Genomic DNA, 26,519 nt, shown 5'->3' with positions numbered 1-26,519 from the left:
GAGATGAGGGGCGGGAGAATAGGGGAACAAGGGGACAAGGGGACAAGGGGGAATTATTGAACAAGTCTCTCCCTTGTCTCCCCCCTCTGACTTGTCTACCTTGTCCCTTCTCCAGGCGCCATGCCCCATGCCCAATGCCCTAATACCCAATACCCAGAGACAAATATGCCAAGAACACAAAAAAACGATAATTTTATTGACAAATCCTTTACTGTGATGGCGGATATCATTCTGAAGATCCTGCCAACCAACAAAAAAGCTAAAGAAGCGTTTGTTTATTATCGAGATGGTATGTCGGCCCAAGCGGAAGGGGAATATGCTGAGGCATTGGAATATTATGAAGAAGCTCTAACATTAGAGGAAGATACCAACGATCGCGGCTATATTTTCTACAATATGGGGCTAATTTATGCCAGCAATGGCGACCACAACAAGGCTTTAGAACTGTATCATCAGGCAATTGAGTTAAACCCACGTATGCCCCAAGCCTTGAACAACATCGCTGTAATTTACCACTATCAAGGCGAAAAAGAAAAAGAAGCTGGAGATAACGAGGCTGGCGAAGCACTTTTTGACCAAGCAGCAGACTATTGGATTCGTGCGATTCGCATGGCCCCCAATAACTATGTCGAAGCTCAAAACTGGCTGAAAACCACCGGGCGATCGCAAATTGACGTATTCTTCTAAAAGTGATGAGTTAGGAATTATTAATCAATCACTCCTAACTCCTGTACAGACGCGATTAATTATCGCGTCTCTACTCCTAACTCCTGTACAGACGGGATTAATTGCGTCTCTAACTCCTAACTAAAAAAAGATGATTGACCAAGAACAAGTTCACAAAGTAGCTAATCTTGCTCGTTTAGAATTGACTCCAGAAGAAGAGAAACAATTCACTTCCCAGTTGGGAAGTATTCTGGACTATATCGAACAATTGAATGAACTTGATGTCAGTAATGTGCTGCCAACAACACGCGCAATTGATGTCAGCAATATCACACGAGAGGATGAATTGCAACCCTATCCTGACCGGGAAAGTATTCTCAACGGTGCGCCTGAACAGGAAGGCGAATTTTTCAAAGTGCCAAAAATCCTCAACGCTGAATAGTCAAACAATTTGGGATTTTAGATTTGCATTTTAGATTGACGATAGTGCAGCGTAAAGCCTTCTTTACTACGCGTAGCTTACTTCCAAAAAATGGTACTAGAGGCTTATCTGCGAGACTTGCACGAGTACGCCAACGGCATAGCAACTTTTAGAGACGCTACTGCGTAGCTTGCTTTTCCGTAGGAGTACGCTTAGAGCAAGTCCTAACAGCGTATACTTAGATTTGTTTCCCGCACAAGGGGTGGGGAAGCAAGACATACATAAGTATGTTGAACATTTGTTTAGATTATTGGCAATTATTAAAACACTTGCTCGTACTGCCAAAGTATGTTCTATGTCTAAATCTGTAATCACCGTTACCGTCAAATTGTTCGCTGCTTATCAAGAAGCCTTTAGGGTTTCGGAACTAGTGCTGGAATTTCCTAATAGTATGCCAGTCAAAGCAGTATGCGATCGCCTCATAGCTGAACACCCTGAACTCTCCCAATGGCGCGATTTAACCCGTTTTGGGATTAATTTGATATTTGTCGAACCAGATACCCTACTACAAGATGGGGATGAGGTTGTGTTGATTCCACCAGTTAGCGGCGGCTAGGAAAAGAGTTAGGAGTTAGGAGTTAGGAGTGAGAAATTAAAAATTCAAAACTCTAACTCATAACTATTCAAAGAGAATTGGTCTTAGCAGTTAGCTTTATTAAGTTATCTAACTCTTGCTGCATCTGACTAACAACTAATTCATAACATTTATCGACATAATAGCGATCGCTAGCTGCTTCACGGCCGTAGCGTTCAAATACAATTGGCGGACAAACCCGCGTATATATGGGCACTGGCAATGGAATATTGGGTAATGGGCCAATTGCTAATCCCCAAGGCAGTCCGAGATAGATTGGAAAAACTTCTGGATCGATACCTAATAGCCAAGGCATCCCCCACTCGTGGAGTTGCTGCACAACTTTGTAGCAGTCAGCGATAACAATAAGTGTATCGTGAGCGCCCCAGGAAATCACAGGCACAATCGGCACATTTTCCCGTAACGCTAACTTGATAAATCCTTGTCGCCCCGCAAGGTAGATTTTGTTACGTAAATAATGCGGTCGGAAGACATCTTCGGCTCCACCGGGATAAACTAGCACACTCGCTCCAGAGCGCAAGGCAGTGTAAGCCATTTTCGGATGGGCGATGATTGCTCCAGCCTTGGCAGCCATCTGCGCTAGTGGCGTGCTAACCTGCCAAGCCTTGGGATGCATCAAACCATAAACTGGTTTCTCTACACCAAATCTTCGGAACCAGTCGTACATCATCATTGCCATGTCGGGTGCCGCGAGTCCCCCATTGTGCGAACCAACTAATAAGACTTTTTGCTGGGGTGGAATATTCTCCCAGCCACTAGTTTGAACTCGGAAATAGTAGTGATACAAAAAGCCAAACAGAGGCATCAGAGATTCTATGAACTTTGGATCTCGCTCATCCAAAGACCAACCGAGTTTTTTGTTTAATAAATGTTGCTTTTTTGACATCAAGGCATTCTAACAGCATTGGCAAAGTTCAAACAATCCCTTGTTTAGATATAACTCAATACGGTTGGGTTAAAGCTAAAACTCTGTATTAAAGTCAACATACACGCATAGGGGTTGATTTTACTTAATTGCGATCGCTTAATCATTAGATATTCGGTGAAATTAAATATGCGTTTTTCATAACCCTTGAAGAGACATAGCACTACTACGTCTCTAAATTACTTTCTACTCATATTTCTATTGCCACATCGCGGCGATTAATTCGGTGATAAGCTGTTCCACATTTAAATTGCATAACTACGGCGGACAAGATGCCCACCCCACAAGAGTTATATAAATTTTAGATATGTAAACTAGATGTGGTTTACCTTATCTATGGAGTAGTTGCTGGTTTTGAACGCTGCTGCTGGTAAAAACCGACAACCTTTTGAAGATATGTAGCAGTAAATCCACTGTTGCAGCCTGTATAGCTGCCAGTCATCCACCAGCAACCGACGCCACGCACAGCAGCGGTTTCATTATTATTGCTGGCGAGAAATTGCTTGTTAAACTCACGGCGCGTGATGCAAGATACAACTTGGCGTGCCTTCGTGGGGCTATTTTCAAACTGCGTCGGAGTTAGTTCTTTTTTGAGACAATATTTCGACCAGCCTTTTAAGGTTTCTGGTTTAACTTGCCATTCACTGTAAAGTCCATCATTTGCGATGCCGGTCTGCGGTGCAGCTAGTCGCAACGCCTCTACCATTGCCGCGACTTGGGCATCAGAAACTTTTTGTTGTGCTTGAGCTAACAATGATGATAGTCCAAAGCTGACAATCACTCCGCTAACTAGTAATGCTATAGAGTTTCTCCTCATGATTTTGGACTTATTTTTAGATACCAATATGTAGGATACTACGTTTTTACACTTAGCAATTATCAAAGATTAGAGTGAATTGGGGATTGGGGATTGGGCATGGGGCATGGGGCATAGTTATTCTCCTTATCCCCGTGTCCTTCCCAGTCTTCAATTTTGAATTTTGTTAGCGCAGCGTTAGCGAGTCCGCGAGCGTCATTTTGAATTTTGAATTGATTTCTCCCTGCTCCCCAGCTCCCTTGCTTCTTACCAAGTCCCCAGTCGAATTGTTAAGCTGGGTTCCAAGTGCCGTGGAAGCTGTGAGGAATGACGCTAGGTAATCCTAGTTTGCAAACGGGTTCTGCATCCAGGCGATCGCTATCAAATACCCAAACTTCACTACTATGAGTATTAGCATCGTATACAACGGTTAGCACCCAGCCTTGCTCAGGGTTTTGGGCATCTTGGGCGTGGATGGGTTCTGAAGGATAGCGGTTTTCGCCTAAGTCTGCTTCAGTGAGGGTTTCAGTTTTGTAATCGAAGCGGGCGATCGCACCGAACCATTCTTTGTCTATATCCCCTCTGTGGGGCATTAATGATACATAAGTATAGCGCCAAAGTTGCCCAACTTGCGATCGCTGCACTACGGGAAATTCACACTTGCGATTGACAACTTGCTGCATTGCTGACACTTTAGCAGTTTGAGGATTGAGGCGGACTTGCCACAATGTTCCTTGAGTTACTGTGTGCGTCTCACCACTTGCGAATTCTCTGAAATACTCATTAGTTTGGTGAAAATCTGCATATCGCACCATGTCCAAAACCACGGAACCGTCTTCATCTTCATAGCCATTACCAAAATGCCAATTAAACCAGGCATCAGTTTCACCACGACTTACTAAGGATAAGTTTTCCCGGTCAAAGATTAACACCTGGGTTCCTAATTGAGGTTCCCACAACAGAGATTCACTAAAGGTAGTCACACCTAGCAAAAGTGACAGCATTTTCATCCGCATTGGTGGCATGAAAAACACCAGATACCTTTGAGTTAAAACAAAATCATGCATTATCGAGTAGCGATCTAGCTTAAAAGCCGTTTTTGTGATAATTTTGCCCGTGTCATCGCTTTTGTAGAGATTTAGTTGTATAGAACTTCCGATACTGATTCCAAAGTTAAAAATCTCGCCTGTTTGTGCATCACGCTTGTAATGGGCAGAATAAGGTAATCCGTTATCCAAAGGACCTAAATCATCTAATCCCTTCGTTTCTAAAGTTTGCAAATCAAGAGCGTAGGGATTTGTTGCTTCCCATAGAGCCAATAATTTATCAGGTAATGCCAACACTGAGGTATTCGCTGCATTCTTGATTTGTTGACCCCAGCGCTTCCAGATGGGGCCTGGCGGATGCATCCCATAGACACCATAAAGAAACCTATCCGCTTCAGTTTCAGCTAGATATTCTGCTGTTTGCACATAGCGATAGACTCCGGTAGCTCCTGCATCTGTGAAATGAACGCCGAGAATTGCCCCGTCTCCATCAAACCAGTGTCCGACACGAGCGCCACCGCGTTCTAGGCGTGCGGGACCATTACGGTAAAGTGTGCCACGCAAGCCATCTGGAATTTTGCCAGAAATAATTGACAGTTGAGTAAGGGGAAATTCTTTTGCAGGTTCTGCGATCGCACCAGCCCAGGAATTATTTATTGACTTTTTGGTAATAGTCTGCATACTAAAACTTCTCGAAATATCGATAATGTAGACAATTGCATTTTTACATTGTTGCAATTTTTTAAAGATGCAAAAAATGGAGTGAACATTGTTGATTTATCAAGAAAGCCTGTTTTCTCCTGTCCCTCTGCCCCCTGCCTCTTACTACTCTGGTAAAAAATACCGAAACTATTAATATTAGAAGCATCTGCCTACTGAATACTCACTAATCTTTCCCAGCCATGCCTCTGTCACGCATAGTAACGCTGATTGTCGGTCTGATCGTCATTTTGGGGCTAGCCCTATGGCTAATTGATTCCCTGTCACGCCTCTATTGGCAATTATCCTATTCGCCGTTGCTAGGTAATTTACTGCTGTTGCTGCTGATTATCCTCATTGGAGCCTTGGTTGCAGCTTTTGTTTATTATGTATTGGTGATTAGATCCGGGGAAAAGCGATCGCGTCGCAATCCGAAGCGAGCGACTGCGGCACAAATTCCGGCTGCTAAATCTGATGCAGCTTCTACAACTCTCCAGGCTGTGCGGCAACAGGTAGCGCAAATTCAAGATGAAGTCACACGCCAGGCTTTATTAAGTCGATCGCGAGAGATTGAAGCCAACCTTGCACGAGGTGAAATTCAAGTAGTGGTATTTGGTACGGGGAGCGCTGGCAAAACTTCCCTAGTAAATGCGATTATGGGACGCATGGTTGGTCAGGTGGATGCACCAATGGGTACAACTCAGGTTGGAGAAACCTATTGTCTGCGGTTGAAGGGATTAGAACGCAAGATTTTAATTACGGATACGCCGGGGATTTTAGAAGCAGGGGTGGCGGGAACGGAACGGGAACAGATGGCACGAGAACTGGCGACAGAAGCAGATTTACTGTTGTTTGTGGTAGATAATGACTTACGGCGTTCAGAATATGAGCCACTACGGGGGTTGGCAGAAATTGGCAAGCGATCGCTCCTAGTTCTCAACAAAACTGATTTATATACAGACGAAGATAAAGAATCCATCCTCGCGAGATTGCGTCAACGGGTACGGGGATTTATTGCTACTAATGATGTGGTTGCGATCGCTGCGAATCCTCAACCTGCACAACTAGAAACTGGCGAAACCTTCCAGCCAGAACCCGATATTGTTCCTTTGCTGCGGCGCACGGCTGCTGTTTTACGCGCCGAAGGTGAAGATTTGGTGGCGGATAATATTCTTTTGCAATCTCTGCGATTAGGAGATGAAGCGCGAAAACTTATCGATGGCCAGCGTCGCCGTCAAGCTGACAAAATTGTAGAACGGTTTCAATGGATTGGTGCTGGTGTGGTATCAGTTACACCGATACCAGTTGTAGATTTATTGGCAACAGCCGCAGTCAACGCTCAAATGGTTGTGGAAATTGGCAGAGTGTATGGCTGTGAATTAAATATGGAACGGGGACGAGAATTAGCTCTTTCTTTAGCAAAAACAATCGCTAGTTTAGGCATTGTTAAGGGAGCAATTCAATTATTATCTACAGCGTTGCAACTCAATGTTGCCACCTTTATTATTGGTAGAGCAATTCAAGGCGTGACAGCAGCTTATTTAACGCGAATAGCCGGTAAAAGTTTTATTGAATATTTTCGTCATGACCAAGATTGGGGTGATGGGGGAATGACGGAAGTTGTACAGCGACAGTTTCAGATTAATCGCAGAGATGAATTTATTAAAGCTTTTATTCAGGAAGCGATCGCGCGAGTGGTGAAGCCATTACAAGATAAATCTGAGGTGGTTGAACATGATGAAGAAGTCAACTGATTTTGGATTTTAAATTTTGGATTTTGGATTGATCCCGACCACAAGGGTCAACTGATTTTGGATTGACGATTTTGGATTAAAAAACAATACAGTTCAGTTAAGCAATTTTTTTCTTCTCTTTCTTCTCTCTGCGTCCTCTGCGCCTTCTCTACGAGACGCTACGCGAAGGCGGTTCGTTAAAAAACTGACTTGGATAACAGAACAGAGTTTTAGCCTTAACTGAAACGTATTGGATTAAAAAATCCTAAATCCTAAATCTAAAATCTAAAATCTAAAATTGGCACAGTCAATAGTAATTATTCATGTCAGGAGGCAACAGTTGTCTCCCTGTTCCCCTCTTAGGAGGCTTTGGGTTTGATGAACTTGAGGGTCATGCGATCGCTCTCCCCAATAGTGAGAAAGCGTTGCCTATCTTTTTGACCTTGGCTCAAGGTTGGAGGTAGTGTCCAAACTCCGCCCGGATAGTCCTTGGTATCTTTTGGGTTGGCATTAATCTCTGATTTGCCTACCAATTTGAAGCCAGCTTTCTCTAGAGCCGCAATTACCCCATCTTCAGACATATAGCCAGTTTTAATACTCTCTTCTAAAGAAGTCCCCTCAAGGGCGCGGTGTTCTTCCACTCCCAAAATGCCCCCTGGCTTGAGTGCTTTATAAGCCGCCGCATAAACCTGCTCGTCATAGCCAGCTTTGACCCAGTTGTGAATATTGCGGAAGGTAACAACTATATCCACAGAATTATCTGGGGCTAGAGTTAGTTCATTTGGGGGATTGATTTGGGCGACTTTGACCTTACCAAAAACCTCTGGATTAGCTGCCAGCTTCTCTTGGAAAGCCAAAGCGGGTTTACTCATGCTGGGAGTCAAGTTAGTAACTATAAGTAGTCCCTTGGACGCTAGAAATGGGGCTAATATCTCAGTATACCAGCCGTCCCCTGGCCACAATTCAACTACGGTCATATTTGGGCGCAGACCGAAGAATTCGAGGGTCTGGGCTGGGTGGCGGTACTTGTCTCGGTCACGATTTGCAACGGAGCGATGACTGCTGCTGAGTATGGTTTGGAGTGTGGTTGTGCTGTTAAATGTTGCTTTTTCACTATCGTTGGCTAGAACAGTTGGGGGCATTACGGATGCCAATACAAGGATTGCTAGAGTCAGGGCTTTCAGTAAGCCTTTGCGGCGGGTAATATTTTGTGCAAATTTCATAAGTGTTGTTTTTACTTTCCGCTTTAGCATAAGGCAAATAGCGTTCTCATAAATGGGTGCGGTGGCGTACCTGCTGTAAGTATTACTCTCCTGTTGTCCTCAGATGTTTTTTGTTCAGAAAATACCTTCATCTTCAGCGTATTCTCCGCAAGATATTGAAGAATACTTTTAGCCAAGAAGAAATTTAAATTTGCGGTTTTTCTAAAAATTAATACTAAGTATTTTAAGGTATTTTTTCTACAAGGCAACTATTATAAACATCAATATCCCAGTTAAGAATGTGGCATCACTAATACTTTGCAAGCAAATATTTTAGTATTTATTTTGATATAAGCTTGAATTAATTCTACGCAATAATACTTAACAAAATTTAACTTGTATTTAAAGTATCAAAATTCTGGTTATTTATTTCTAAAGTGTTCCGGAAACAGGAGGGAATGTCAGAAAAACTAGATAAAAGGACTTACTGAGTAACCAGGTCATGACCAACCACATAATCGGTAAATTACTACAAGGGCGTTACCAAGTTGTCCAAAGCCTCGGTGCAGGGGTATTTGGAGAAACATACATTGCTGTAGACGTAGATTATCCAGAGAATCCCAAATGCGTTGTTAAGCAGATTAAAGTTAGCAGTTCCGAATCCGGCTACTTGGATATGTTGAGGTTACTGTTTCTGACTGAAACCCAAACCTTGAAGCTTCTGGGAAGCCATGACCAAATTCCTGAATTCATCGCCTGCTTTGAAGAAAACGAGCGATTTTATATAGTGCAGGAGTGTATTGAAGGACATGCGCTGACTGCGGAATTGCCCATTGAAGAATATTTCGGGTGTCTGTGGAGTGAAAGCGAAGTTGTAGAATTTTTGATAGATGTCTTAGCTATTCTAGAATTTGTCCATTCTCAAGGCGTGATCCATTGCGATATCAAACCGGAAAATTTGATCAGACGTGATAGCGATCGCAAATTAGTTATGATTGACTTTGGCTCAATCCAGTCTATCGATTTTGGCATCGGTGCAGAATTGCCCATCTATAGAATTCCCGTCACTTCATTGGGATACATACCGCCAGAACAATTTATTGGTCAAACACAGCCCAACAGTGATATTTATGCTTTGGGTATGATTGCTATCCAGGCTTTAACAGGGCTAGAACCACTACAATTAAAAACCGATCCTTCTACTAATGAAATTTTTTGGCGTTCTCAAAACACGCCAGTTAACGATTATATAGCTGCTGTTCTCAGCCAAATGATCCGCTATAATCACCAAGACCGCTTTCAGTCTGCGGGTGAAGTGCTGCGGATACTTAAACAAATAATCTGGGAACCTCAGCCATCAGAAACATTAGAGGGAGATTCTCAATTTTCCCTAGAAGTAGCGAAAAATCCTGCGTCTAGAAAATCATCCCCGTTATTAACAGGAATGAAAGTAGGGCTGGCGGCTAATTCATTATTGATGGGATTTAGTGTATATTCTTTAGCTAGTACTGCACCTGCATACTCAGAAACAGATACTTTATTTAAAGCAACAAAAGAATATCAAGCAGGAGATTTGAAAGAAGCGATCGCACTCGCTAAATCAATTCCTTCCCACAGCAATGTTTATCCAGAAGCGCAAGCCACAATTGAAGAATGGCAAGAACAATGGCAAGTAGCTGCACAGCAATATGAAATAGCACAACTAGCTTTTAATGAGAGCAGATGGTCAGATGTTCTTCATGCTGCTGCGAAAGTTCCCAAGATTTTCTATTGGCAATCTAAAACAGATAAAATAGTTCAGAAAGCATCTGTTAACATTGAAATACAGACGCAAGATTTATTAACAAAAGCTTACGAAAGAGCTACCGAAAAAGATTTTTCTGCTGCCTTACAATATCTGCGTCAAATTCCTCAAGAAAGCCATGCAGGTGCTTTAGTTCAAGACAAGTTAGCTGAATACAATCGAAAGCGGCAGATCAGAGCAGCCTACTTTTTACAGAAAGCCTATAAAAAAGCATCTATTGGTGATTTTAATCGTGCCGTAAAATTTCTCAGAAATATTCCCCAAGATACTTTAGTTTATGCTCAAGCTCAAGTCAAATTGAATGAGTATACTCAAAAGCAACGCGTACTGGCTGACAATCAAAAGATAGCTTCTGCAAAAAGAACAAATTTATTCTCCCCGAAAAGCTCAACTACTCAGGTTGAATATCTTCAAGAAGTAAATTACCTTCAAGAAATTAATATTCGGTAAATTTAGTAATTCGTAATCACGCTCTCTACGAGATGCTGTATATAGCTTGCGATGGGACAAGGGAAATAACCCATGCCCAATAGCCTCTACTTTTTACCAAGGAACCACACCATTTTCATCAAAAAAACCTCCGCTAGAACCATCATCTGGTAAAGTAGCGAGTCTCACTGGTGCGATCGCTCCCTGCTCAACAGTGCGATATCCTTGATATTGATTAATGTCAGTTGCTGTAAAACCAGGATCGGCAGCATTGATTTTAATTGGGGTATCTTTAAGTTCGGCAGCCAATAAAACTGTGATTGCATTCACTGCTGTCTTTGATGAGTTATAAGCAAGAAGCTTAAAATCAGCGAATTCATAATTTGGATCGGAGTTCTGAGTCAGAGAACCTAAACTACTTGATAAATTCACTATTCGCCCTGCTTTTGACTTCTTTAAAAGTGGTAACAATGCTTTTGTAACTGCAAACACTCCAAATACATTCGTTTCATAAGTATGTCGCAGTGTTTCAATATCAACTTGACTAGGTGGAAGGCGATCGCCATCACTTATTATTCCAGCATTGTTCACCAGGATATCAAGTTTTCCAAATTCACTCTCGATTTGTTTAGCCGCAGAGTCGATTGTTTTTTGGTCACTTACATCAAGTTGAATTGTTCGGGCATGGATCTCGCTGAAACGAAGTTTATCCGCCGCTTTTTCACCACGTCTTATATCTCTTGCACCAACAAGAACAGTAGCACCTCTAGAACCTAATTGGCGGGCAATCTCATACCCAATACCTTTGTTTGCACCTGTGATCAGCGCAACTTTGCCTTTTAAATCTTCTGACATATAGCTTCTCTATTTTGCTCGACACTGACAAATGTTACTATCTTTGAGCAAGTTTAGTATACGAGTCAATACAAAATCCTGATGTGGAGACGCGATAAATCGTGTTTTCAAATACCAATTATCTATACCAATAACCCTTAACCCAAGCCTATTGGTATATCAGTAGTGTGTATCAACACAACATTTAAGAGTGATTGGCTGTCGTGTTTGCACCAGTAGTAATTCACACCTGAGATAGCTGTTGAGAAAATATTTGCAGCGTAAAGTAACAATTGACTCAAAAATTCTTAAAGAAGGTAGATATGCAAACCAAACAGCTTGGCAATTCAGAGCTTAACATTACCCCAATCGGCTTTGGTGCTTGGGCGATTGGTGGCGGTGAATGGGCTTTTGGTTGGGGAGAGCAAAATGATCAGGAATCGATCGCAGCGATCAATCGCGCTCTTGATCTCGGCGTTAATTGGATTGACACCGCAGCTATTTATGGTTTAGGACATTCTGAAGAGGTTGTTGCTAAGGCACTCAAAGGTCGATCTAGTCGCCCCTACATTTTCACGAAATGCTCAATGATCTGGGATGAAAAGGGTGAAATTGGTCGCAGTCTCAAAGCAGATTCTGTGCGGCGGGAGGTTGAAGCCAGTCTGCGCCGACTCGACATTGAAACCATCGACCTCTACCAAATCCACTGGCCCAACCCTGACTCAGATATCGAAGAAGGCTGGACAACTCTAGCCAAGCTCAAGGATGAGGGGAAGGTTCGCTATATCGGAGTTTCCAATTTCAATGTAGAACAGTTAAAACGTATCCAAGAGATTGCACCAGTTACATCATTGCAACCGCCTTATTCATTGGTGAAGCCTGATGTCGAAAAAGAAATTCTGCCTTTTTCTAAAGAAAATAATATAGGTGTGATTGTATATTCACCGATGCAATCTGGCTTGCTCACAGGGGCGATTACACCTGAGCGGGTTGCTAATTTCCCAGATAATGATTGGCGCAAAAACAATAGTGAATTTCAGGAGCCACGTCTATCTCGTAACCTGAAGCTAGTCGAGGTGTTGCAACACATTGGTAAACAACACGATCGCTCCCCAGGTGAAGTAGCGATCGCTTGGACTTTAAATAATCCGGCGGTGACTGCGGCGATCGTTGGCGGACGCAATCCCAAGCAGGTGGAAGGAATCATTGGTGCTGGAGAATTCCGCCTCAATCAGCAGGAACTAAATGATATTGAAACTTTCCTGCGCGAGAATCCATAAAATCTCTGGTGGAAAACTTCATAAACCCCACGGCTTGAGTCGGGGGTTTATTCATACTTTTATTTTGTCGCTACGCCGATAATATGAGGACTAACAATTGGTAATTGCGCATCAAATCGCTCATAATGGATGCTACTAAAACCAGCTTTTCCTAATGCTATCCAAGTTTCTCTATCTGGATGACAACCATCACCTATTGCTTTCCAAATCGGACTAACTGTGTTTTGTATTTGTCGCAATAAACTTCCTTGATCTGCGGCGACATGTTCAATAAATAAGAAGCGTCCACCTGGTTTAAGTACTCTTAAAATTGCCTGTAATGTATAATCTATATTTGGCACTGAGCATAAAAGCAAGGTACTAACAACAGTATCTATACTATTATCTTCGGCATCTAACCATTCAGCATTACCAATGCGGAGGTCGATGTTTAAACCCAGTTTTTCGGCTTGTTTTTGGAGAGAAGAATGTGTATCTGCCTTTGGCTCAATTCCTATCCAATGAATATCTTTAGGATAGTAGGATAAGTTAGTGCCTGTTCCGGGCCCAATTTCTAACACTTTACCTTGGAGATTAGCAAAAAGAGAATGTTTGCGATCGCTGACAATTTTATCGTGTTTGCTGGTACTTGGAGCCATTATCCAGCCAAACAAATGTTTCCCAAGGTTTGCAAAAATCTGATTTTTTGAATCTCCAATAATTTGGTTTACAGTCATTATCTACTTCCTAATTTTGAGCCTAGAAATTGGGGTGCTAAACAACCATTTATTTATAGCCTCAAGGTACAATACTTCCTGTTTCTTGTACCTCACCCATTAGACTCACCTGATAGGATGAATTTAATTAACGTATTACACGTAGCGACTGACCGTAAGATATCACAGAAAGACCAAAAGAGGCGTTTATATATACGGCGATGAGCGATGCCTACGGTGGTCACTGAGCGTAGCCGAAGTGCGGGCTTTGCCTACGCTATGGTTATATAATTTTGGGTAATTATAGCCAGAGATTTTTGAATAGCCGCTTTGGTTTCATTACCTACCGTAGAGTATCCTCATCCCAAATCAGAATTGGCGGATTTTTGACAACAGTATGGGCGATGCTTGGGGTTTTCCTAGCCTACGCAATTTGCTGTAGCTGACTTCCAGAAAGTTTCTGACCACATTTGCCAACAAATTAAAGAGATAGCTACTTTCTATTTTAAGTATCCATGAGAAAAGCTAATATAATTGCGGATGTTATAATCCAAAGTGGGTTTTGCAAAACAGCATTTATTGAACTCCAATCGCTCTAATGAAGTACGAGATACTAAATTGGCAGCGGTAGTAACTTAAATTATACGACGAATACCCACATGAGTTACTGACGAAATTAGTGTAGAGATAATTCATGACAATAATTGTAAATTTTATATTGAGTACCTTAAATATAATCTGGTCTGCTTTGATCAGTGACCCAATTAAGACGATCGGTGCATTTACTTCAACTGGTGCGTTAATAATTGGATGGATGAATCTAAAGAAAGATACTACAAAAGTAAGTGTAGTTGTAAAACGCGCTCACAATGGGCCTCTTATACTTCAGCGTCCTCAACAAGAATTTCTGCTTTTTGAGATATACAATCAGGGAATATCTCCTGTTGTTATTAATCAAGTAGGGATTAGGCTCCCTAGAAAAAATTCAAATAAAACCAAATTAATAAATTTGTACAAAAACAAATTTATTAATTTGGTTGATTTACCTTACTCATATTTAGACATGAGAGGTCAAGAAAGTGCGATAGGGACTCTTGAATGTGTAGGCGTACCTGGTACTGTGCCAGCTAAGTCAACAGGCATCTTTTTGTTGGATTACTCCCGTATGAGAGAGACATCTATTGCTTATCAGCAAAAGAGTATGTCTCCTAACAATGCAGAATTTGTTGGAAGTCAGAGAGCAATTAAAGCATTTCAAGAATTTCAAAATCTTGAAATGCCTCAAGGAAAGCGCCTTCAGATTACTCCATACGTTTTAACTGGTTCTGGGGAGAAAATTACTGGAAAAAAAACAATTATCACACTTGGAAACTTAGGTGACGCAATTGCTTATGAATATTATTCCTAGACTAGCCTGTGTATAATGATCTGTACGATTGTTTGCACCCAGGCTTTTTTACTTTTTACTGTCTTAGAGTGAATAGTGACATAAAAATTAACTGAACACAATTGTTTCATTCAATAAAAACTATGAGCTTTAAACTTCAAGCTTTGCAACTTCCGACTCTCCAGAAAAAATCCGAAGGGCTAATTGTAACTGCTTGGCAGAAATTTCTTTTAGATTATGACTTCCCTATTGCTGCCGTTGATGGGGATTTTGGGAATATTACAACTCAAGCAACTCGTGATTATCAGACTAGTAATGCTTTAACAGTAACGGGAATTGTCGATACTGCTACTTATAAAAAAGCGCTAGAGCAAGGTTTTGCAATTTATTTTGCTATCTATACCAATGCTGGAGAAAAATTATTAACCTATCTCAACTTTGGAGAGAATGAGATCAAAGATTTACAAAAAAGTTTAACAGCGATCGGTCGTTTGAATCCGCCGTTAGTCGCTGATGGGGACTTTGGCCCTAACAGTACAAAAGGACTAGCAGAAACTTATAAAATAAGAGACATCAATTTTCGAGCCGAGTTAGCTCAACAGCTTTCTAATACAACAAAAACCAAGCTTGGCATTGATTTAGAGTTGGCTTTAGACAACATAACTGAATACGCCAAAAAATTAAGACAACTACTGAGTGGAAAAGCCTGGGTTAATGTTTTCCCCGACAGCGATTTAATTGATGATTTAGCTTCTCCCTTCCGTCAAAAAGTACAAGCTTTTGAGCAAGCTTTAAAAAATGCCGGAGCTAATATTAGTGTAGCTTCAGTATTCCGCCCATCAGAACGAGCTTATTTAATGCACTATGCTTTCCGTATTAGTAATAATGAAATTGCTGCCAAAGATGTTCCACCTATGCCTAATGTAGATATTAATTGGCTACATTACACCAATGCTGGTTCTGTCCAAGCTGCTAAAGAAATGGTGTCTGCTTATAATATTGCTTTTCGACCTGTTCTTACCTCTCGTCATACCCAAAGATTAGCAATTGATTGGGAAATTACTTGGTCAGGAACCTTAAATATCAAAAACGCTAGTGGAACTATAGTTAGTATTAATCAGCCACGAACGAGTTATGAAAATTCTACTTTATGGCAGGTTGGCCGTTCTTACGGTGTGATTAAATTATCTAGCGATCGCCCCCACTGGTCAAATGATGGACATTAATGGCTAAGAGGAACCGCATATATGGAGAATGCAGTTCCAAAGTTCAAAGTGAAATTATTGAAGAAGAATTCAGCAGTGGAGCAAGGAAAGCTCCGCCAAGGCTCCAGAATAACTCTTCGTGGGGGATTTCTATTTGCGTCTCCCAATCTCTGCATATCCTTTGAGTACGGTAAACCGTATTTGCTCGTTAGTTCACAAAGATTAATTAAATTGTTAAGTTTAGTTACATAAATAAGTACACAAATGCTGCAAACATTGCTAAATGGGAGAAATTATGAGAAACGGTAGTATACTTAAAGACCGAGACAAGCTAGAAGAATTTTGCGTTACCGTTAGCGAGTCTTCTCCCAAAGAGAGATGCAAGGGCTAACGAGCATCATGAGCCTTACAGCCCGTTGTAGACATTGCTCAGATTGGGCGAATATACCAGCATTCTTGACCAGTCTTTAATCAAGTTTCTCAAAGCGTTAAGGGAAATAAGGAACAGGGGAAGCAGGGGAAAAGCAATGCCCCATGCCCCATACCCTATGCCCAATTATTCAAGTTAGTTTTCATTCTTAAGGATTGGTAAAATCTATGGCAATTAAAGAACAGCCTAAGTCACCTCAGTTTCGGATCGTTGCTAATATATTACTGGCAGTATCAGGGTTATTCCTGCTCTTAAATTTATTTTTGCCTGGTTTATTTGCTTCTGGCCCTACTGGTGTTCCATATAGCTTATTTATTCATCAAGTTCAAGAAGGGGAAGTCAGCCGCGTTTCCGTTGGTCAAAACCAGATTATCTACCAATTAAAAGCAGAAAATGCCGAGCCGGCTCAAGTATTTGCAACGACACCAATCTTTGATTTAGAGTTACCCAAACTGCTAGAAGAAAAGGGAGTTGAGTTCGCTGCTACACCGCCACCCAAGAATACTTGGTTTACAACCCTCTTAAGTTGGGTGATTCCACCACTGATTTTTATTGGTATTTGGCAGTTCTTTCTCGCTCGTGGTGGTGGTGGCGGTGGCCCCCAAGGTGCGCTTTCCATTGGTAAGAGCAAAGCTAAGGTTTACGTTGAAGGCGAATCTGCTAAAATCACCTTTGCAGATGTGGCTGGGGTAGAAGAAGCAAAAACTGAGTTAGTAGAAATTGTAGATTTCCTCAAGACTCCGGCACGGTTTACGCAAATTGGCGCTAGGATTCCCAAAGGTGTGCTGTTGGTTGGCCCTCCTGGTACTGGTAAGACACTTTTAGCGAAAGCCGTAGCAGGAGAAGCAGGAGTTCCATTTTTCAGCATCTCTGGTTCCGAGTTTGTAGAATTATTTGTCGGTGTAGGTTCTTCCAGAGTCCGGGATTTGTTTGAACAGGCTAAAAAACAAGCTCCTTGTATTGTATTTATTGATGAATTGGATGCGATTGGTAAGTCTCGTAGCAGTAACGGCTTCTACGGTGGTAACGATGAGCGAGAACAAACTCTCAACCAATTACTAACAGAGATGGATGGATTTGCGGCTGGGGATGCAACAGTGATTGTGCTAGCAGCTACCAACCGCCCCGAAGTACTAGATCCTGCATTGCTGCGTCCAGGTCGTTTTGACCGCCAAGTGTTGGTAGACCGTCCCGATTTATCTGATCGTGAAGCAATTCTCAAGATTCACGCTCAAAAGGTAAAATTAGGAGATGATGTAAATTTAAAAGCGATCGCTACTCGTACCCCCGGTTTTGCTGGCGCAGATTTGGCAAACTTAGTGAATGAAGCCGCATTATTGGCAGCGCGCAATCTGCGTGAAAAGGTTGCTCAAGAAGACTTTGCCGAAGCAATTGAGCGGGTTGTCGCCGGTTTAGAGAAGAAGAGTCGCGTGATGAACGAGACTGAGAAAAAGATTGTTGCATACCATGAAGTTGGTCACGCAATGGTCGGGGCGCTCACAACCGGAAACGGTCGTGTAGAAAAGATTTCGATTATTCCTCGTGGGATGGCAGCTTTGGGCTACACTCTGCAATTACCAACTGAAGACCGCTTTTTGATGAATGAAGCAGAATTGCGGGGTCAGATTGCAACTTTGTTAGGTGGACGTTCCGCCGAAGAGATTGTGTTTAACAGTATTACCACAGGTGCTTCCAACGATTTGCAACGAGCAACTGACTTGGCAGAACGGATGGTAACAGCCTATGGGATGAGTAAAGTCTTAGGGCCATTAGCTTATCAACAAGGGCAACAAGCAGCATTCCTGGGTAATGGTGGGGCTAATCCTCGACGGGCGGTAAGTGAAGACACATCCAAAGCCATTGATAGCGAAGTCAAGGAAATCGTGGAAACAGCCCACGAGCAAGCCCTAGAGATTCTCAGACAGAATCGAGACTTGCTAGAAGAGATCGCTACTCAACTCTTAGAAACAGAGGTCATTGAAGGCGAAAAACTGCACAGTTTGTTGAGTCAAGTTAAACCTGTAACTCATTCGTAATTCGTAATTAAGAAAGTCAGATTTCATCCACAGAGGTACGCAGAGAAAAACTTTGCGTACCTTTGCGTTAAACCTCTGGGTTCCTCTGCGTTTCAGAAATGCCACTCACCGCAATGCAAACACCAGCAAACAAAAATGCCAATCCACCCCCAACAGCACCAATAAAAGGTGTTATTACTTGCAGTTGGGGAAATATAATGCCAAACAAACTCATCGCTAAAGCAAACCCACCAAAATACATCCCAATTCCTAATCCCGCCCACCGCTGGGGTACTAGTCCCAAAGCAAAAGGAATTGCCCCGTTGACAATTAAACTAAAGCTCGCAACGATTACCACAACGATCGGAATTTGTGCGCCCAGAGATATCATTATTAATAACGAGGGAATGATTGCACAGATCCCACAAAGCATTGCTTGACGATTACCAATTTTGACAGCGAAGATACCCGCTGGTATGCTGGCAATTGTGATCGCTATTCCAATCCACACCAGTTGCATATCAATATTATCAGTATTCAGTTGGGTTTTGAGTACTTTACCCAAGACATCCATGAGAAATCGGATACCCCACGCAACACCGAAACCAGTTCCTAAAATCAACCCCAATTTCTCTAAGGGCAACTTTACTGTTTCTGCTTGGTGTCTATCCACTGGTACTTCTGGGGGATTGACTAAGCGAAACACGGCTGCCGCCCCCAGCATCACAAAAGAACCGATCGCAAAGGTATAAACTGGGCCTAAACTCAGAATAAACTTGTAGCTTATTGGTTTAAAAGCTCCAATCACACCGCCTGTTAAAGTGACAAAACTTACTGTTAAAGGTAACTGGGCTGGTTTTGAATACATCCCCAATAGGCACATAACTGGAGAGCGAAATATTGTCATTGCCAATGCCCAGGCTACCAATACTATAGGTAAGAGCGATCGCATCACGGTAGTAGGTGGGATCAAACTTACAACACATGGTATCGCAATGAACAAAGCCGATGCGAGAATCATACCTACTGAGATAAAAGGAAACCGAGTTCCTACCCAGCGCCTAGCTTGGTCTGAAAGTCCGCCCATCAATGGTTCCAACACCGCACCCAAACCATTTTCGACTAGCACCAAACCAACTGCCAATGAAGCAGGAAAACCAAACTGAGTCAAAAGTTGCGGCAAATATATATTATAAATTAACCACGAGAGGGTAATTGCTCCCTGCACCGCTGCCAACACCCAAACTTGTACCCATAAAATATTCAGATGAGATTTCGAGGTAGTCAAGTCGCTTCGCTCCAATTAAAAATTAAAAATTATTAATTTAAAATTTCAAGACGTTCTCTACGAGACGCTGCGCCTAGCTTGCTTCTTTGCAGGAGTACGTGGCCTCGCTAACACTACGCTATCTATCATTGTTAGCTCTGTAGCAAAATTAATTAATTAAAAATAGAACAATTTTTAATTTTTAACTTTTAACTTTTAATTCCAAAAAGGTCATCAGGAGATGGGAAGTGAGGACTTAAACCGCAAACTCGCTCTGCTGAAGGCAGAAAACAGAGGCTAGTATTCCTCCTGCCTCCTGCCTCCTGCCTTCTGCCTCTCTTGTTAATACTCTGGAACTGAAGGATCGATTTCTCGACTCCAAGCGGTAATTCCGCCTTTAACATTCGTCCCGACAATCCCGGCTTCCTTGAGAATAGCTAGGGCTTTTGCCGATCGCCCACCCATCTTACAATGAGCAATTAAGCGGTGGCCGTTTAATATTTCCTTCACCTTAGCAACGCCATTCCCATTTTCAATGTCTGGTAAGGGCACCAACACTGAACCCGGAATCTTAGCAATGTCGTACTCATGAGGGTTGCGGACATCTAGCAGTACAAAATCCTTCGCACCGCTATCCAACAATTCCTTCAAATCCTTGACGGTCATTTCTCGACTTTCCAACTGCTGTTTTGCCTCCTCTGCCTTAGCTTGTGGAATCCCGCAGAATTCTTCGTAATCTATCAGCTTTTCAATCACTGGGCGAATCGGGTTCGGACGGAGCTTTAATTCCCGAAATTTCATATCCAAAGCGTTGTATAGCAGCAATCGCCCGCTGAGAGTGTTGCCTTGTCCCAGAATGATTTTAACAGTTTCGGTTGCTTGGATTAAACCAATAATTCCTGGCAAAATTCCCAATACGCCACCTTCTGCACAAGAAGGAACCATCCCTGGTGGTGGTGGTTCTGGGAAAAGGTCACGATAATTCGGGCCACCTTCGTAATTAAATACAGTAGCTTGCCCTTCAAAGCGTAAAATTGAACCGTAGACGTTGGGCTTATTCAGCAATACGCAGGCGTCGTTAACTAGATATCTGGTGGGGAAGTTATCAGTACCATCCACTACGATATCGTAAGGTTGAATCAGATCCAGGGCGTTTTCGGAAGTTAGACGAGTTTCGTATAAATCAATTTGACAATAGGGGTTAATCTCGTGGATACGGTTTTTTGCCGATTCAATCTTGGGTTTACCCACCCAGGATGTCCCGTGAATTACTTGGCGTTGCAGATTAGAAGTATCGACAACATCAAAATCCACAATTCCGATGCGTCCAACACCCGCCGCCGCCAAATATAAAAGTAGTGGTGAACCGAGTCCACCTGTACCGATACACATTACACTAGCGGCTTTCAGGCGCTTCTGTCCTTCTAGTCCTACTTCCGGTAAAATCAGGTGTCGGGAGTAGCGTTCGTAATCGTCTTTGGTCAACTGGATTTCGTCCAGATTGGGATTGAGCATAGCAGTTATGATGTGGGAAAGCGGAATATTAATCCTATCGAAAAACTGGATCTTATTAAGAGTGGGAAAGACGAATTTTCATTTGTGATGGCGGCGAAAACAGCTATGAGTGACTGTCTTTAAACTAAGTCAGTTATTTTATATTTTCAATTTCCTCTGCTTGAAACTGATGAGTATCATCAAGGCTCCAACTTTTGAGTTCTCCAGCTTTGCCGTTTTGGACGGAAACTATTATATACGAGTATCCCTGCCAAGCGTATAGGCGATCGCATTCTGAGGGTATAGCAGGATGATCTGGATGGGAGTGAAAAATGCCGATAATGTTCAATGAGCGATCGCGTGCTTCCCTTTGTGTTTTTAACATAACTTCGGGTGCGATCGTATATTGCCGTCTTTTACTTTCTGTTGTGCGTTCTCCTGGAAACTCAGCAGCCGCTTCTGTATTCCAAGCATTTTCTGTTGGCATGACTTCTACCACAGTTTTGCCCTCATTAGCCAGATAGCCCAAAATTATACCACAGCACTCATCTGGATAGGTGCTTTCGGCATGGGTGCGGATGGTTTGCAAGTGTTCTTGGCTAAGTTCAATCATGTCTGCGTTTGTAATTTTAGCAACTTCTAACAATTCTTGCTTAATGCGTATGCTAGCAAAAACCGCAGGCGTTTGCGCAGCGTTCCGCAGGAAAGCTTGCCGTACCCCTCCGGGGAAGCAAGCTACGCGTAGCATCTGTCTACGACACGCTGCGCGAACGCAGAGAAGGTATCGCAGCATTAAAAAAAGAAAATATGTATTTTGTATAACTCATCAAAATATTTACCTAATAAGTTATGGTTTCTTATGACCTAGAAATTATAAGAATATAAAGAATATACAAAGCTCAGTGCTTGTACATACATTTATCAGCCAGTAATGTGAAGACTATGTAAAGATGAGTATCTAAGTATAGACATTTAAGTAAAATATTGGCATTGACTATGTAGTAATTTTGAGGCTCTTGAGATATTCTCTATTTTCAAGCTAGACACCCACAGATAACAGCCCACAAGGAGGCATCAAAATCTTTTTCCCAATCAAAAGTCAACTGTTGGCTATTTTCTCTTTTAGTAGGATTTAGGCGCTGGCAAAAAACAAATAGGAAGGACGCATTTTAGGCATTTAATCCGAAATTTTCTATACTGTGAAGAGTAATTTTTACTGAATAAGGATGATTAAAAAAGCCTGAAATAACCAATGGTCATGAATTCATACTCTAATTAATTTGTACAGTGCCATTCGACTTAGATAGTTTGAGAAATTCAAAGAAGTGATGCTTAGAAGTCTTGGAATAGTGTGAGTCTTCAAGAAATATTCCTTTTGATCAAGAATGACGTATAAAGGATGCCGAAAATGTCAAATTTCGGCAATTCCTTTGTGCCTGAAAACCGCACAAATATCAACTTGAAAACTGAAGTTAATTTACTGAAGTTAATTTACTGAAAAAATCTATTTAGGTAGGTAAAAATTATGGCAAATATTATTGGAACCAACGGTAATGATACTCTAATGGGCAGCGACAGCGCGGACACGATTAATGGTAAAATAGGCAACGACCTTTTGAGAAGTGGTGCAGGAAATGATACTCTCATTGGTGATGCTGGTGACGATACCTTGAGTGCTAGCGATTCATCAGGCGATAAGTTACTGAATGGGGGCGATGGCAATGATTTTCTCTCCGTCTCTAACTCCTCTCCCGATCCGCAGTACTCCTTCCAGGAACAAGACTCGCCTGACAAAAACACCCTCAACGGTGGTACTGGTGACGATACCTTGAATGCTAGCAATTCACCAGCTGATAACCTGCTCTCTGGGGGTGATGGCAATGATTCTCTTTCCGCCTCTGGCGCTTTTGGTAATAATACCCTCAACGGTGGTAATGGCGATGACATCCTCACAGATGGCGGTGGCAAGGATATCTTTACAGGTGGCGGTGGCAAGGATAAATTTGTTTACACCTCCTTCCGCTACAACAATAACAATATCGCTGATTTCGGTGGCGTAGGTAAAGGAACAAACCCGACAGCAGCAGTCATTGCCGAAATGGACACCCTAACATTTCAAGGTGCAGGCTTAACTCCCAAAAACCTGCTGTTGACCCAAAATGGCAACAATCTGGAAATCAGCTTTTCTGGGGTGTTTGGTGGTCGCAAACTCATCTTGGAAAACTTTGTCCTGGAAAACCTGGATAACTTCAGCAAATCTACAGGAGCCACTGTAGACTTGGGCAATATTTTGTTTGATGGGCAAACTACCATCACAGACAGCTTTGATGTCTTCAATGCCAACTCCACTCAAAGCACTATCTTCAACAAGAACACTGTTACCTTTCTTAATGACCTCTCCAATAATGTTAACGGCTTTGACAACTCAGATGATGTCATCAATGGTCAGGGGGGTGATGACATCATTGACGGCTTGAGTGGTAACGACCTTTTGAGAGGTGGTGCGGGCAATAATACTCTCAACGGTGGTGCAGGTAACGATACCTTGAATGTTGACTCTTTATTAGGCGATAATCTGCTCTCTGGGGGCGATGGCAATGATTTTCTCTTTGCCTCTGGCTACCAGTACGACTTCGGCTCCGTCTATGGTCCACAAGAAGACGACCTTTTCTTGTTAGGTAATAATACCCTCAACGGTGGTGCAGGTAACGATACCTTGAGTGCTAGGGGTTCAAAAGGCGATAACCTGCTCTCTGGAGGCGATGGCAATGATTCTCTTGACATCTCTGGCTATGAGTATAGAGGTAGCAGCGGGAACTACTCAGACTCCAACAACTCTATCTCGTCTGGCAATAACACCCTCAACGGTGGCGCTGGTGACGATACCTTGGGTGCTAGCGGTTCAAGAGGTGATAACCTGCTCTCTGGCGGCGATGGCAATGATTTTCTTAACATCTCTGGCGACGATCAGAATCAAGCTAGCGACTTCTACTACGACTATCGCTCATCCGGCAATAACACCCTTAACGGTGGCGCTGGTGATGATACTTTGGATGCTAGCGGTTCGACAGGCGATAACCTACTCTCTGGCGGCGATGGTAATGATGCCTTCTATGTAAGCTTCTTATCCTATTATGACCCCTCTAATTCTGATTTAGTAACACAAACGGTAGATGGGGGTAAGGGTGACGATGTGTTGTCTGTCTTTTTTGGCAATCCTACCGGAGGAATCATGACAACATTCAATGCCACTACTAACATTGGCTCAATTACGGCGGGTACGTATAGCATTAGCTACAAGAATTTAGAACGATTAAATATTTCAGGTTCACAGTACGATGACAACATTGTGGGGAGCAATGGCAACGATACACTCTTTGGAAGCAATGGTGGCAAAGATACGATAGATGGGAGTGAGGGTGACGATTTGTTGTCCGTCAATTACAGCTATTATGCTACAGGGGGGATCGCAACGACATTCAATGCCAGTAATAACATTGGCTCAATTACGGCGGGTACGTATAGCATTAGCTACAAGAATATCGAACAATTAGATATTTCAGGTACAGATTACGATGATAATATTGTGGGGAACGATGGCAACGATAGGCTCTCCACGGGCAATGGTGGCAAAGATACGATAGATGGGGGTAAGGGTGACGATCTGTTGTCCGTCAATTCTGGGTTTGCTGCTGGGGCAATTACTTCGACATTCAGTGCCAGTAATAACATTGGCTCAATTACGGCGGGCACGAATAACGTTAGCTATAAGAATATTGAACGATTAAATATCTCAGGTTCAGATTACGATGATTTCATTGTGGGGAGCGATGGCAACGATAGGCTCTCCACTGGCACTGGTGGCAATGATACGATAGATGGGGGTAAGGGTGACGATTTATTGTCCGTCTATTTTTATGCTACAGGGGGGATCGCAATGGCATTCAATGCTACTACTAGCATTGGATCAATTACGGTGGGCACGTATAGCGTTAGCTACAAGAATATCGAACGATTAACCATATCAGGTTCACAGTACGATGACAACATTGTAGGTAACGGTGGCAACGATACGCTCTCTGGCAATGGTGGCAATGATACGATTATTGGCGGTGCAGGTAATGATAGCTTGAGTGCTGGTAGTGCCTATTCAGGCAATAATCTACTCTCTGGAGATGATGGCAATGATATCCTCACAGGTGGCCCGGGTAATGATAGTCTGTATGGAGGAACTGGCACTGATACTTTTGTTTTCGATAGTTACTATGGAAGTGTTGATACTATTTATGACTTCAACGCCAGCAATGACCTAATTCAGGTATCATCTGCTGGTTTTGATAAGGAGTTATCATTAGCTGGTCAGTTTACAATCGTAACATCTGCAAGGTTATCAATAGGTTCACTCTTCGCTAATCAATTTACAATCGGAACATCAGCAACAACAAGTAATCAACGATTTATCTATGACAATATTACGGGCGCATTGTACTTTGATGCCGATGGCAGTACAGGCGAATTTACTCAGGTAAAATTTGCACAACTTTTGGGTAGTGTAACACTAACCAAAAACAACTTTGTGGTTGTCTAATCGTGCTTACCGCTTTGCTATCACTCTAAGTACAGGTTGTGAAATGCCCTTTTGGGCATCTCAATTCGATTCATTAATACAATTAGTGTTAACAGAAAGTTATGTGTTGGGTTTTGTTGCTAAACTTTTGGCATGGGTGCGGATGATTTGCAGTATTCTTGGTTAAGTCGATTTATGTCTGCGTTAATAATTTTGATAACCTATAGCGATTTTTGCACGGTTATATATTGGCAGGCGATCGCTCTCATCGTAGTATAAGTTAACCAAGGCGTAGGCTAGCAAAAACCGCAGGCGTTAGCGATCGCGCAGCCTTCCGCAGGAAAGCTTACCGTACCCCTCCGGGGAAGCAAGCTACGCGTAGCGTCTGGCAGAGAAGGTATCACAGCCTTTAAAAAAGAAAAAATGTATTTTTTATTACTCTTTAAAACATTTGCCTACTAGGTTCTACTTTCTTATTGCCTAGACCTCAGTAGAATATAAAGAATATACAAAGCTCAGTACTTGTGTATACATTTTTCAGCAAGTAATGTGAAGAGTATGCAAAGATGAGTATTTAAGTATAGACATCTAAGTATGATAAGCTAATCGTCATTTAAATTGCATCATTTTTATGGTGATAAAAGCTGCAAACCCTCTCCCTTGCTCCCTGCCCCCTGCCCTCCTGCGATCTCAATGTGCTTTCTTATATGCTTAACAGCTTATTGACTATGTAGTTATTTTGAGGCTCTTAAGATGTTCTCTATTTTCAAGCTAGACACCCACGGATAACAGCCCACAAAGAAGACATCAAAATCTTTTTCCCGATTAAGAGTCAACTGTTGATTATTTTCTCTTCTATAAGGACTTAGGCACTGGCAAAAAAACAAATATCAAATATGAAGGATGAATTTCATTGAAGCTGAACTTTCCGATACTTGGAAGAGTGATTTTTACTCAAAAAGAATGATA

20 protein-coding genes are annotated in these 26,519 nt (G+C 42.3%); 11 read left to right on the top strand and 9 right to left on the bottom strand.

Going from position 1 to position 26,519, the window contains the following annotated elements; translation table 11 throughout:
* Positions 1-165 precede the first annotated feature (165 nt).
* The 3 genes from HWQ42_RS05940 (at position 166) to HWQ42_RS05930 (ending at position 1,703) form a co-directional block, all read left to right on the top strand.
* The gene (locus HWQ42_RS05940) at positions 166-687 is read left to right on the top strand and encodes a photosystem I assembly protein Ycf3 (RefSeq protein ID WP_289797571.1); all 522 of its coding nucleotides are present in this window, start codon (positions 166-168) and stop codon (positions 685-687) included.
* Between the two features lie 130 nt (positions 688-817).
* Positions 818-1,108, top strand: coding sequence for an Asp-tRNA(Asn)/Glu-tRNA(Gln) amidotransferase subunit GatC (gene gatC, locus HWQ42_RS05935; protein WP_292732166.1), 291 nt, complete (start codon positions 818-820; stop codon positions 1,106-1,108).
* Positions 1,109-1,442: 334 nt separating this feature from the next.
* The gene (locus tag HWQ42_RS05930; RefSeq protein WP_292732168.1) at positions 1,443-1,703 is read left to right on the top strand and encodes a MoaD/ThiS family protein; all 261 of its coding nucleotides are present in this window, start codon (positions 1,443-1,445) and stop codon (positions 1,701-1,703) included.
* A 67-nt stretch (positions 1,704-1,770) separates the two neighbouring features.
* On the opposite strand, the gene HWQ42_RS05925 is transcribed toward HWQ42_RS05930, so the two are convergent.
* The 3 genes from HWQ42_RS05925 to HWQ42_RS05915 all read right to left on the bottom strand — a co-directional run bounded on the left by HWQ42_RS05925 (position 1,771) and on the right by HWQ42_RS05915 (position 5,190).
* Positions 1,771-2,628 carry a lysophospholipid acyltransferase family protein gene (locus tag HWQ42_RS05925; protein ID WP_292732170.1) on the bottom strand — a complete coding sequence of 286 codons (858 nt, stop codon included), beginning with the start codon at positions 2,626-2,628 and terminating at the stop codon, positions 1,771-1,773.
* Between the two features lie 373 nt (positions 2,629-3,001).
* The gene (locus tag HWQ42_RS05920; RefSeq protein WP_292810161.1) at positions 3,002-3,484 is read right to left on the bottom strand and encodes a hypothetical protein; all 483 of its coding nucleotides are present in this window, start codon (positions 3,482-3,484) and stop codon (positions 3,002-3,004) included.
* Between the two features lie 269 nt (positions 3,485-3,753).
* Positions 3,754-5,190, bottom strand: a complete 1,437-nt coding sequence (locus HWQ42_RS05915) for a carotenoid oxygenase family protein (RefSeq protein ID WP_292810159.1) — start codon at positions 5,188-5,190, stop codon at positions 3,754-3,756.
* Positions 5,191-5,411: 221 nt separating this feature from the next.
* Between HWQ42_RS05915 and HWQ42_RS05910 the strand changes: the two genes are divergently transcribed.
* Entirely contained in the window at positions 5,412-6,962 is a 1,551-nt protein-coding gene (locus tag HWQ42_RS05910) for a YcjF family protein (RefSeq protein WP_292732176.1), read from the top strand.
* 338 nt (positions 6,963-7,300) lie between these two features.
* Here the strand turns inward: HWQ42_RS05910 and HWQ42_RS05905 are convergent, their stop codons facing one another.
* A complete protein-coding gene (locus tag HWQ42_RS05905; protein ID WP_292810156.1) occupies positions 7,301-8,164 on the bottom strand; it encodes a methyltransferase domain-containing protein in 864 nt (287 codons plus the stop codon).
* A gap of 481 nt (positions 8,165-8,645) precedes the next feature.
* Here HWQ42_RS05905 and HWQ42_RS05900 point away from each other — a divergent pair, with 481 nt between their 5' ends.
* Positions 8,646-10,397, top strand: a complete 1,752-nt coding sequence (locus HWQ42_RS05900) for a protein kinase (RefSeq protein WP_292810154.1) — start codon at positions 8,646-8,648, stop codon at positions 10,395-10,397.
* Positions 10,398-10,490: 93 nt separating this feature from the next.
* On the opposite strand, the gene HWQ42_RS05895 is transcribed toward HWQ42_RS05900, so the two are convergent.
* Positions 10,491-11,231 (bottom strand): SDR family oxidoreductase, encoded by a 741-nt coding sequence (locus tag HWQ42_RS05895; protein WP_292810152.1) that lies wholly within the window; start codon positions 11,229-11,231, stop codon positions 10,491-10,493.
* Between the two features lie 302 nt (positions 11,232-11,533).
* On the opposite strand from HWQ42_RS05895, the gene HWQ42_RS05890 reads away from it, so the two are divergent.
* Positions 11,534-12,490: an aldo/keto reductase gene (locus HWQ42_RS05890; RefSeq protein WP_292810150.1), complete on the top strand. Its 957-nt coding sequence runs from the start codon at positions 11,534-11,536 to the stop codon at positions 12,488-12,490.
* A gap of 59 nt (positions 12,491-12,549) precedes the next feature.
* Here HWQ42_RS05890 and HWQ42_RS05885 read toward each other — a convergent pair whose 3' ends face one another.
* The gene (locus HWQ42_RS05885; RefSeq protein ID WP_292810148.1) at positions 12,550-13,206 is read right to left on the bottom strand and encodes a class I SAM-dependent methyltransferase; all 657 of its coding nucleotides are present in this window, start codon (positions 13,204-13,206) and stop codon (positions 12,550-12,552) included.
* Between the two features lie 673 nt (positions 13,207-13,879).
* Here HWQ42_RS05885 and HWQ42_RS05880 point away from each other — a divergent pair.
* The 3 genes from HWQ42_RS05880 (at position 13,880) to ftsH4 (ending at position 18,243) form a co-directional block, all read left to right on the top strand.
* Positions 13,880-14,593 (top strand): hypothetical protein, encoded by a 714-nt coding sequence (locus HWQ42_RS05880; protein ID WP_292810146.1) that lies wholly within the window; start codon positions 13,880-13,882, stop codon positions 14,591-14,593.
* Between the two features lie 122 nt (positions 14,594-14,715).
* A complete protein-coding gene (locus HWQ42_RS05875; RefSeq protein ID WP_292810144.1) occupies positions 14,716-15,798 on the top strand; it encodes a peptidoglycan-binding protein in 1,083 nt (360 codons plus the stop codon).
* A 576-nt stretch (positions 15,799-16,374) separates the two neighbouring features.
* Complete coding sequence (ftsH4, locus tag HWQ42_RS05870; protein ID WP_292810142.1) at positions 16,375-18,243, top strand: ATP-dependent zinc metalloprotease FtsH4; 1,869 nt, start codon at positions 16,375-16,377, stop codon at positions 18,241-18,243.
* 67 nt (positions 18,244-18,310) lie between these two features.
* On the opposite strand, the gene HWQ42_RS05865 is transcribed toward ftsH4, so the two are convergent.
* The 3 genes from HWQ42_RS05865 to HWQ42_RS05855 form a co-directional block, all read right to left on the bottom strand.
* Positions 18,311-19,510: an MFS transporter gene (locus HWQ42_RS05865; RefSeq protein WP_292810140.1), complete on the bottom strand. Its 1,200-nt coding sequence runs from the start codon at positions 19,508-19,510 to the stop codon at positions 18,311-18,313.
* Between the two features lie 321 nt (positions 19,511-19,831).
* Positions 19,832-21,004, bottom strand: coding sequence for a molybdopterin-synthase adenylyltransferase MoeB (gene moeB, locus HWQ42_RS05860; RefSeq protein ID WP_292810138.1), 1,173 nt, complete (start codon positions 21,002-21,004; stop codon positions 19,832-19,834).
* A gap of 133 nt (positions 21,005-21,137) precedes the next feature.
* Positions 21,138-21,596 (bottom strand): M67 family metallopeptidase, encoded by a 459-nt coding sequence (locus HWQ42_RS05855; RefSeq protein WP_292810241.1) that lies wholly within the window; start codon positions 21,594-21,596, stop codon positions 21,138-21,140.
* 912 nt (positions 21,597-22,508) lie between these two features.
* On the opposite strand from HWQ42_RS05855, the gene HWQ42_RS05850 reads away from it, so the two are divergent.
* Positions 22,509-25,571, top strand: a complete 3,063-nt coding sequence (locus HWQ42_RS05850) for a calcium-binding protein (protein WP_292810136.1) — start codon at positions 22,509-22,511, stop codon at positions 25,569-25,571.
* Positions 25,564-25,737, top strand: a complete 174-nt coding sequence (locus HWQ42_RS05845) for a hypothetical protein (RefSeq protein ID WP_292810134.1) — start codon at positions 25,564-25,566, stop codon at positions 25,735-25,737. The genes HWQ42_RS05850 and HWQ42_RS05845 overlap by 8 nt, the downstream gene beginning before the upstream one ends.
* The last annotated feature ends 782 nt before the right edge of the window (positions 25,738-26,519 follow it).

The sequence above is a fragment of the Nostoc sp. JL23 genome (assembly GCF_017115065.1).
Taxonomy (GTDB): domain Bacteria; phylum Cyanobacteriota; class Cyanobacteriia; order Cyanobacteriales; family Nostocaceae; genus Nostoc; species Nostoc punctiforme_A.
Note: the sequence above shows the minus strand (reverse complement) of the source record. Positions and strands in the feature narration are given on the sequence as shown.

Coding starts and splice junctions, on each gene's coding strand:
- ftsH4 (WP_292810142.1), top strand. CDS start 16,375: ATGGCAATTAAAGAACAGCCTAAGTCACCTCAGTTTCGGATCGTTGCT.
- HWQ42_RS05855 (WP_292810241.1), bottom strand. CDS start 21,596: ATGATTGAACTTAGCCAAGAACACTTGCAAACCATCCGCACCCATGCC.
- HWQ42_RS05900 (WP_292810154.1), top strand. CDS start 8,646: ATGACCAACCACATAATCGGTAAATTACTACAAGGGCGTTACCAAGTT.
- HWQ42_RS05895 (WP_292810152.1), bottom strand. CDS start 11,231: ATGTCAGAAGATTTAAAAGGCAAAGTTGCGCTGATCACAGGTGCAAAC.
- HWQ42_RS05905 (WP_292810156.1), bottom strand. CDS start 8,164: ATGAAATTTGCACAAAATATTACCCGCCGCAAAGGCTTACTGAAAGCC.
- HWQ42_RS05890 (WP_292810150.1), top strand. CDS start 11,534: ATGCAAACCAAACAGCTTGGCAATTCAGAGCTTAACATTACCCCAATC.
- HWQ42_RS05940 (WP_289797571.1), top strand. CDS start 166: ATGCCAAGAACACAAAAAAACGATAATTTTATTGACAAATCCTTTACT.
- gatC (WP_292732166.1), top strand. CDS start 818: ATGATTGACCAAGAACAAGTTCACAAAGTAGCTAATCTTGCTCGTTTA.
- HWQ42_RS05930 (WP_292732168.1), top strand. CDS start 1,443: ATGTCTAAATCTGTAATCACCGTTACCGTCAAATTGTTCGCTGCTTAT.
- HWQ42_RS05875 (WP_292810144.1), top strand. CDS start 14,716: ATGAGCTTTAAACTTCAAGCTTTGCAACTTCCGACTCTCCAGAAAAAA.
- HWQ42_RS05920 (WP_292810161.1), bottom strand. CDS start 3,484: ATGAGGAGAAACTCTATAGCATTACTAGTTAGCGGAGTGATTGTCAGC.
- HWQ42_RS05910 (WP_292732176.1), top strand. CDS start 5,412: ATGCCTCTGTCACGCATAGTAACGCTGATTGTCGGTCTGATCGTCATT.
- HWQ42_RS05925 (WP_292732170.1), bottom strand. CDS start 2,628: ATGTCAAAAAAGCAACATTTATTAAACAAAAAACTCGGTTGGTCTTTG.
- HWQ42_RS05915 (WP_292810159.1), bottom strand. CDS start 5,190: ATGCAGACTATTACCAAAAAGTCAATAAATAATTCCTGGGCTGGTGCG.
- HWQ42_RS05880 (WP_292810146.1), top strand. CDS start 13,880: ATGACAATAATTGTAAATTTTATATTGAGTACCTTAAATATAATCTGG.
- HWQ42_RS05850 (WP_292810136.1), top strand. CDS start 22,509: ATGGCAAATATTATTGGAACCAACGGTAATGATACTCTAATGGGCAGC.
- moeB (WP_292810138.1), bottom strand. CDS start 21,004: ATGCTCAATCCCAATCTGGACGAAATCCAGTTGACCAAAGACGATTAC.
- HWQ42_RS05885 (WP_292810148.1), bottom strand. CDS start 13,206: ATGACTGTAAACCAAATTATTGGAGATTCAAAAAATCAGATTTTTGCA.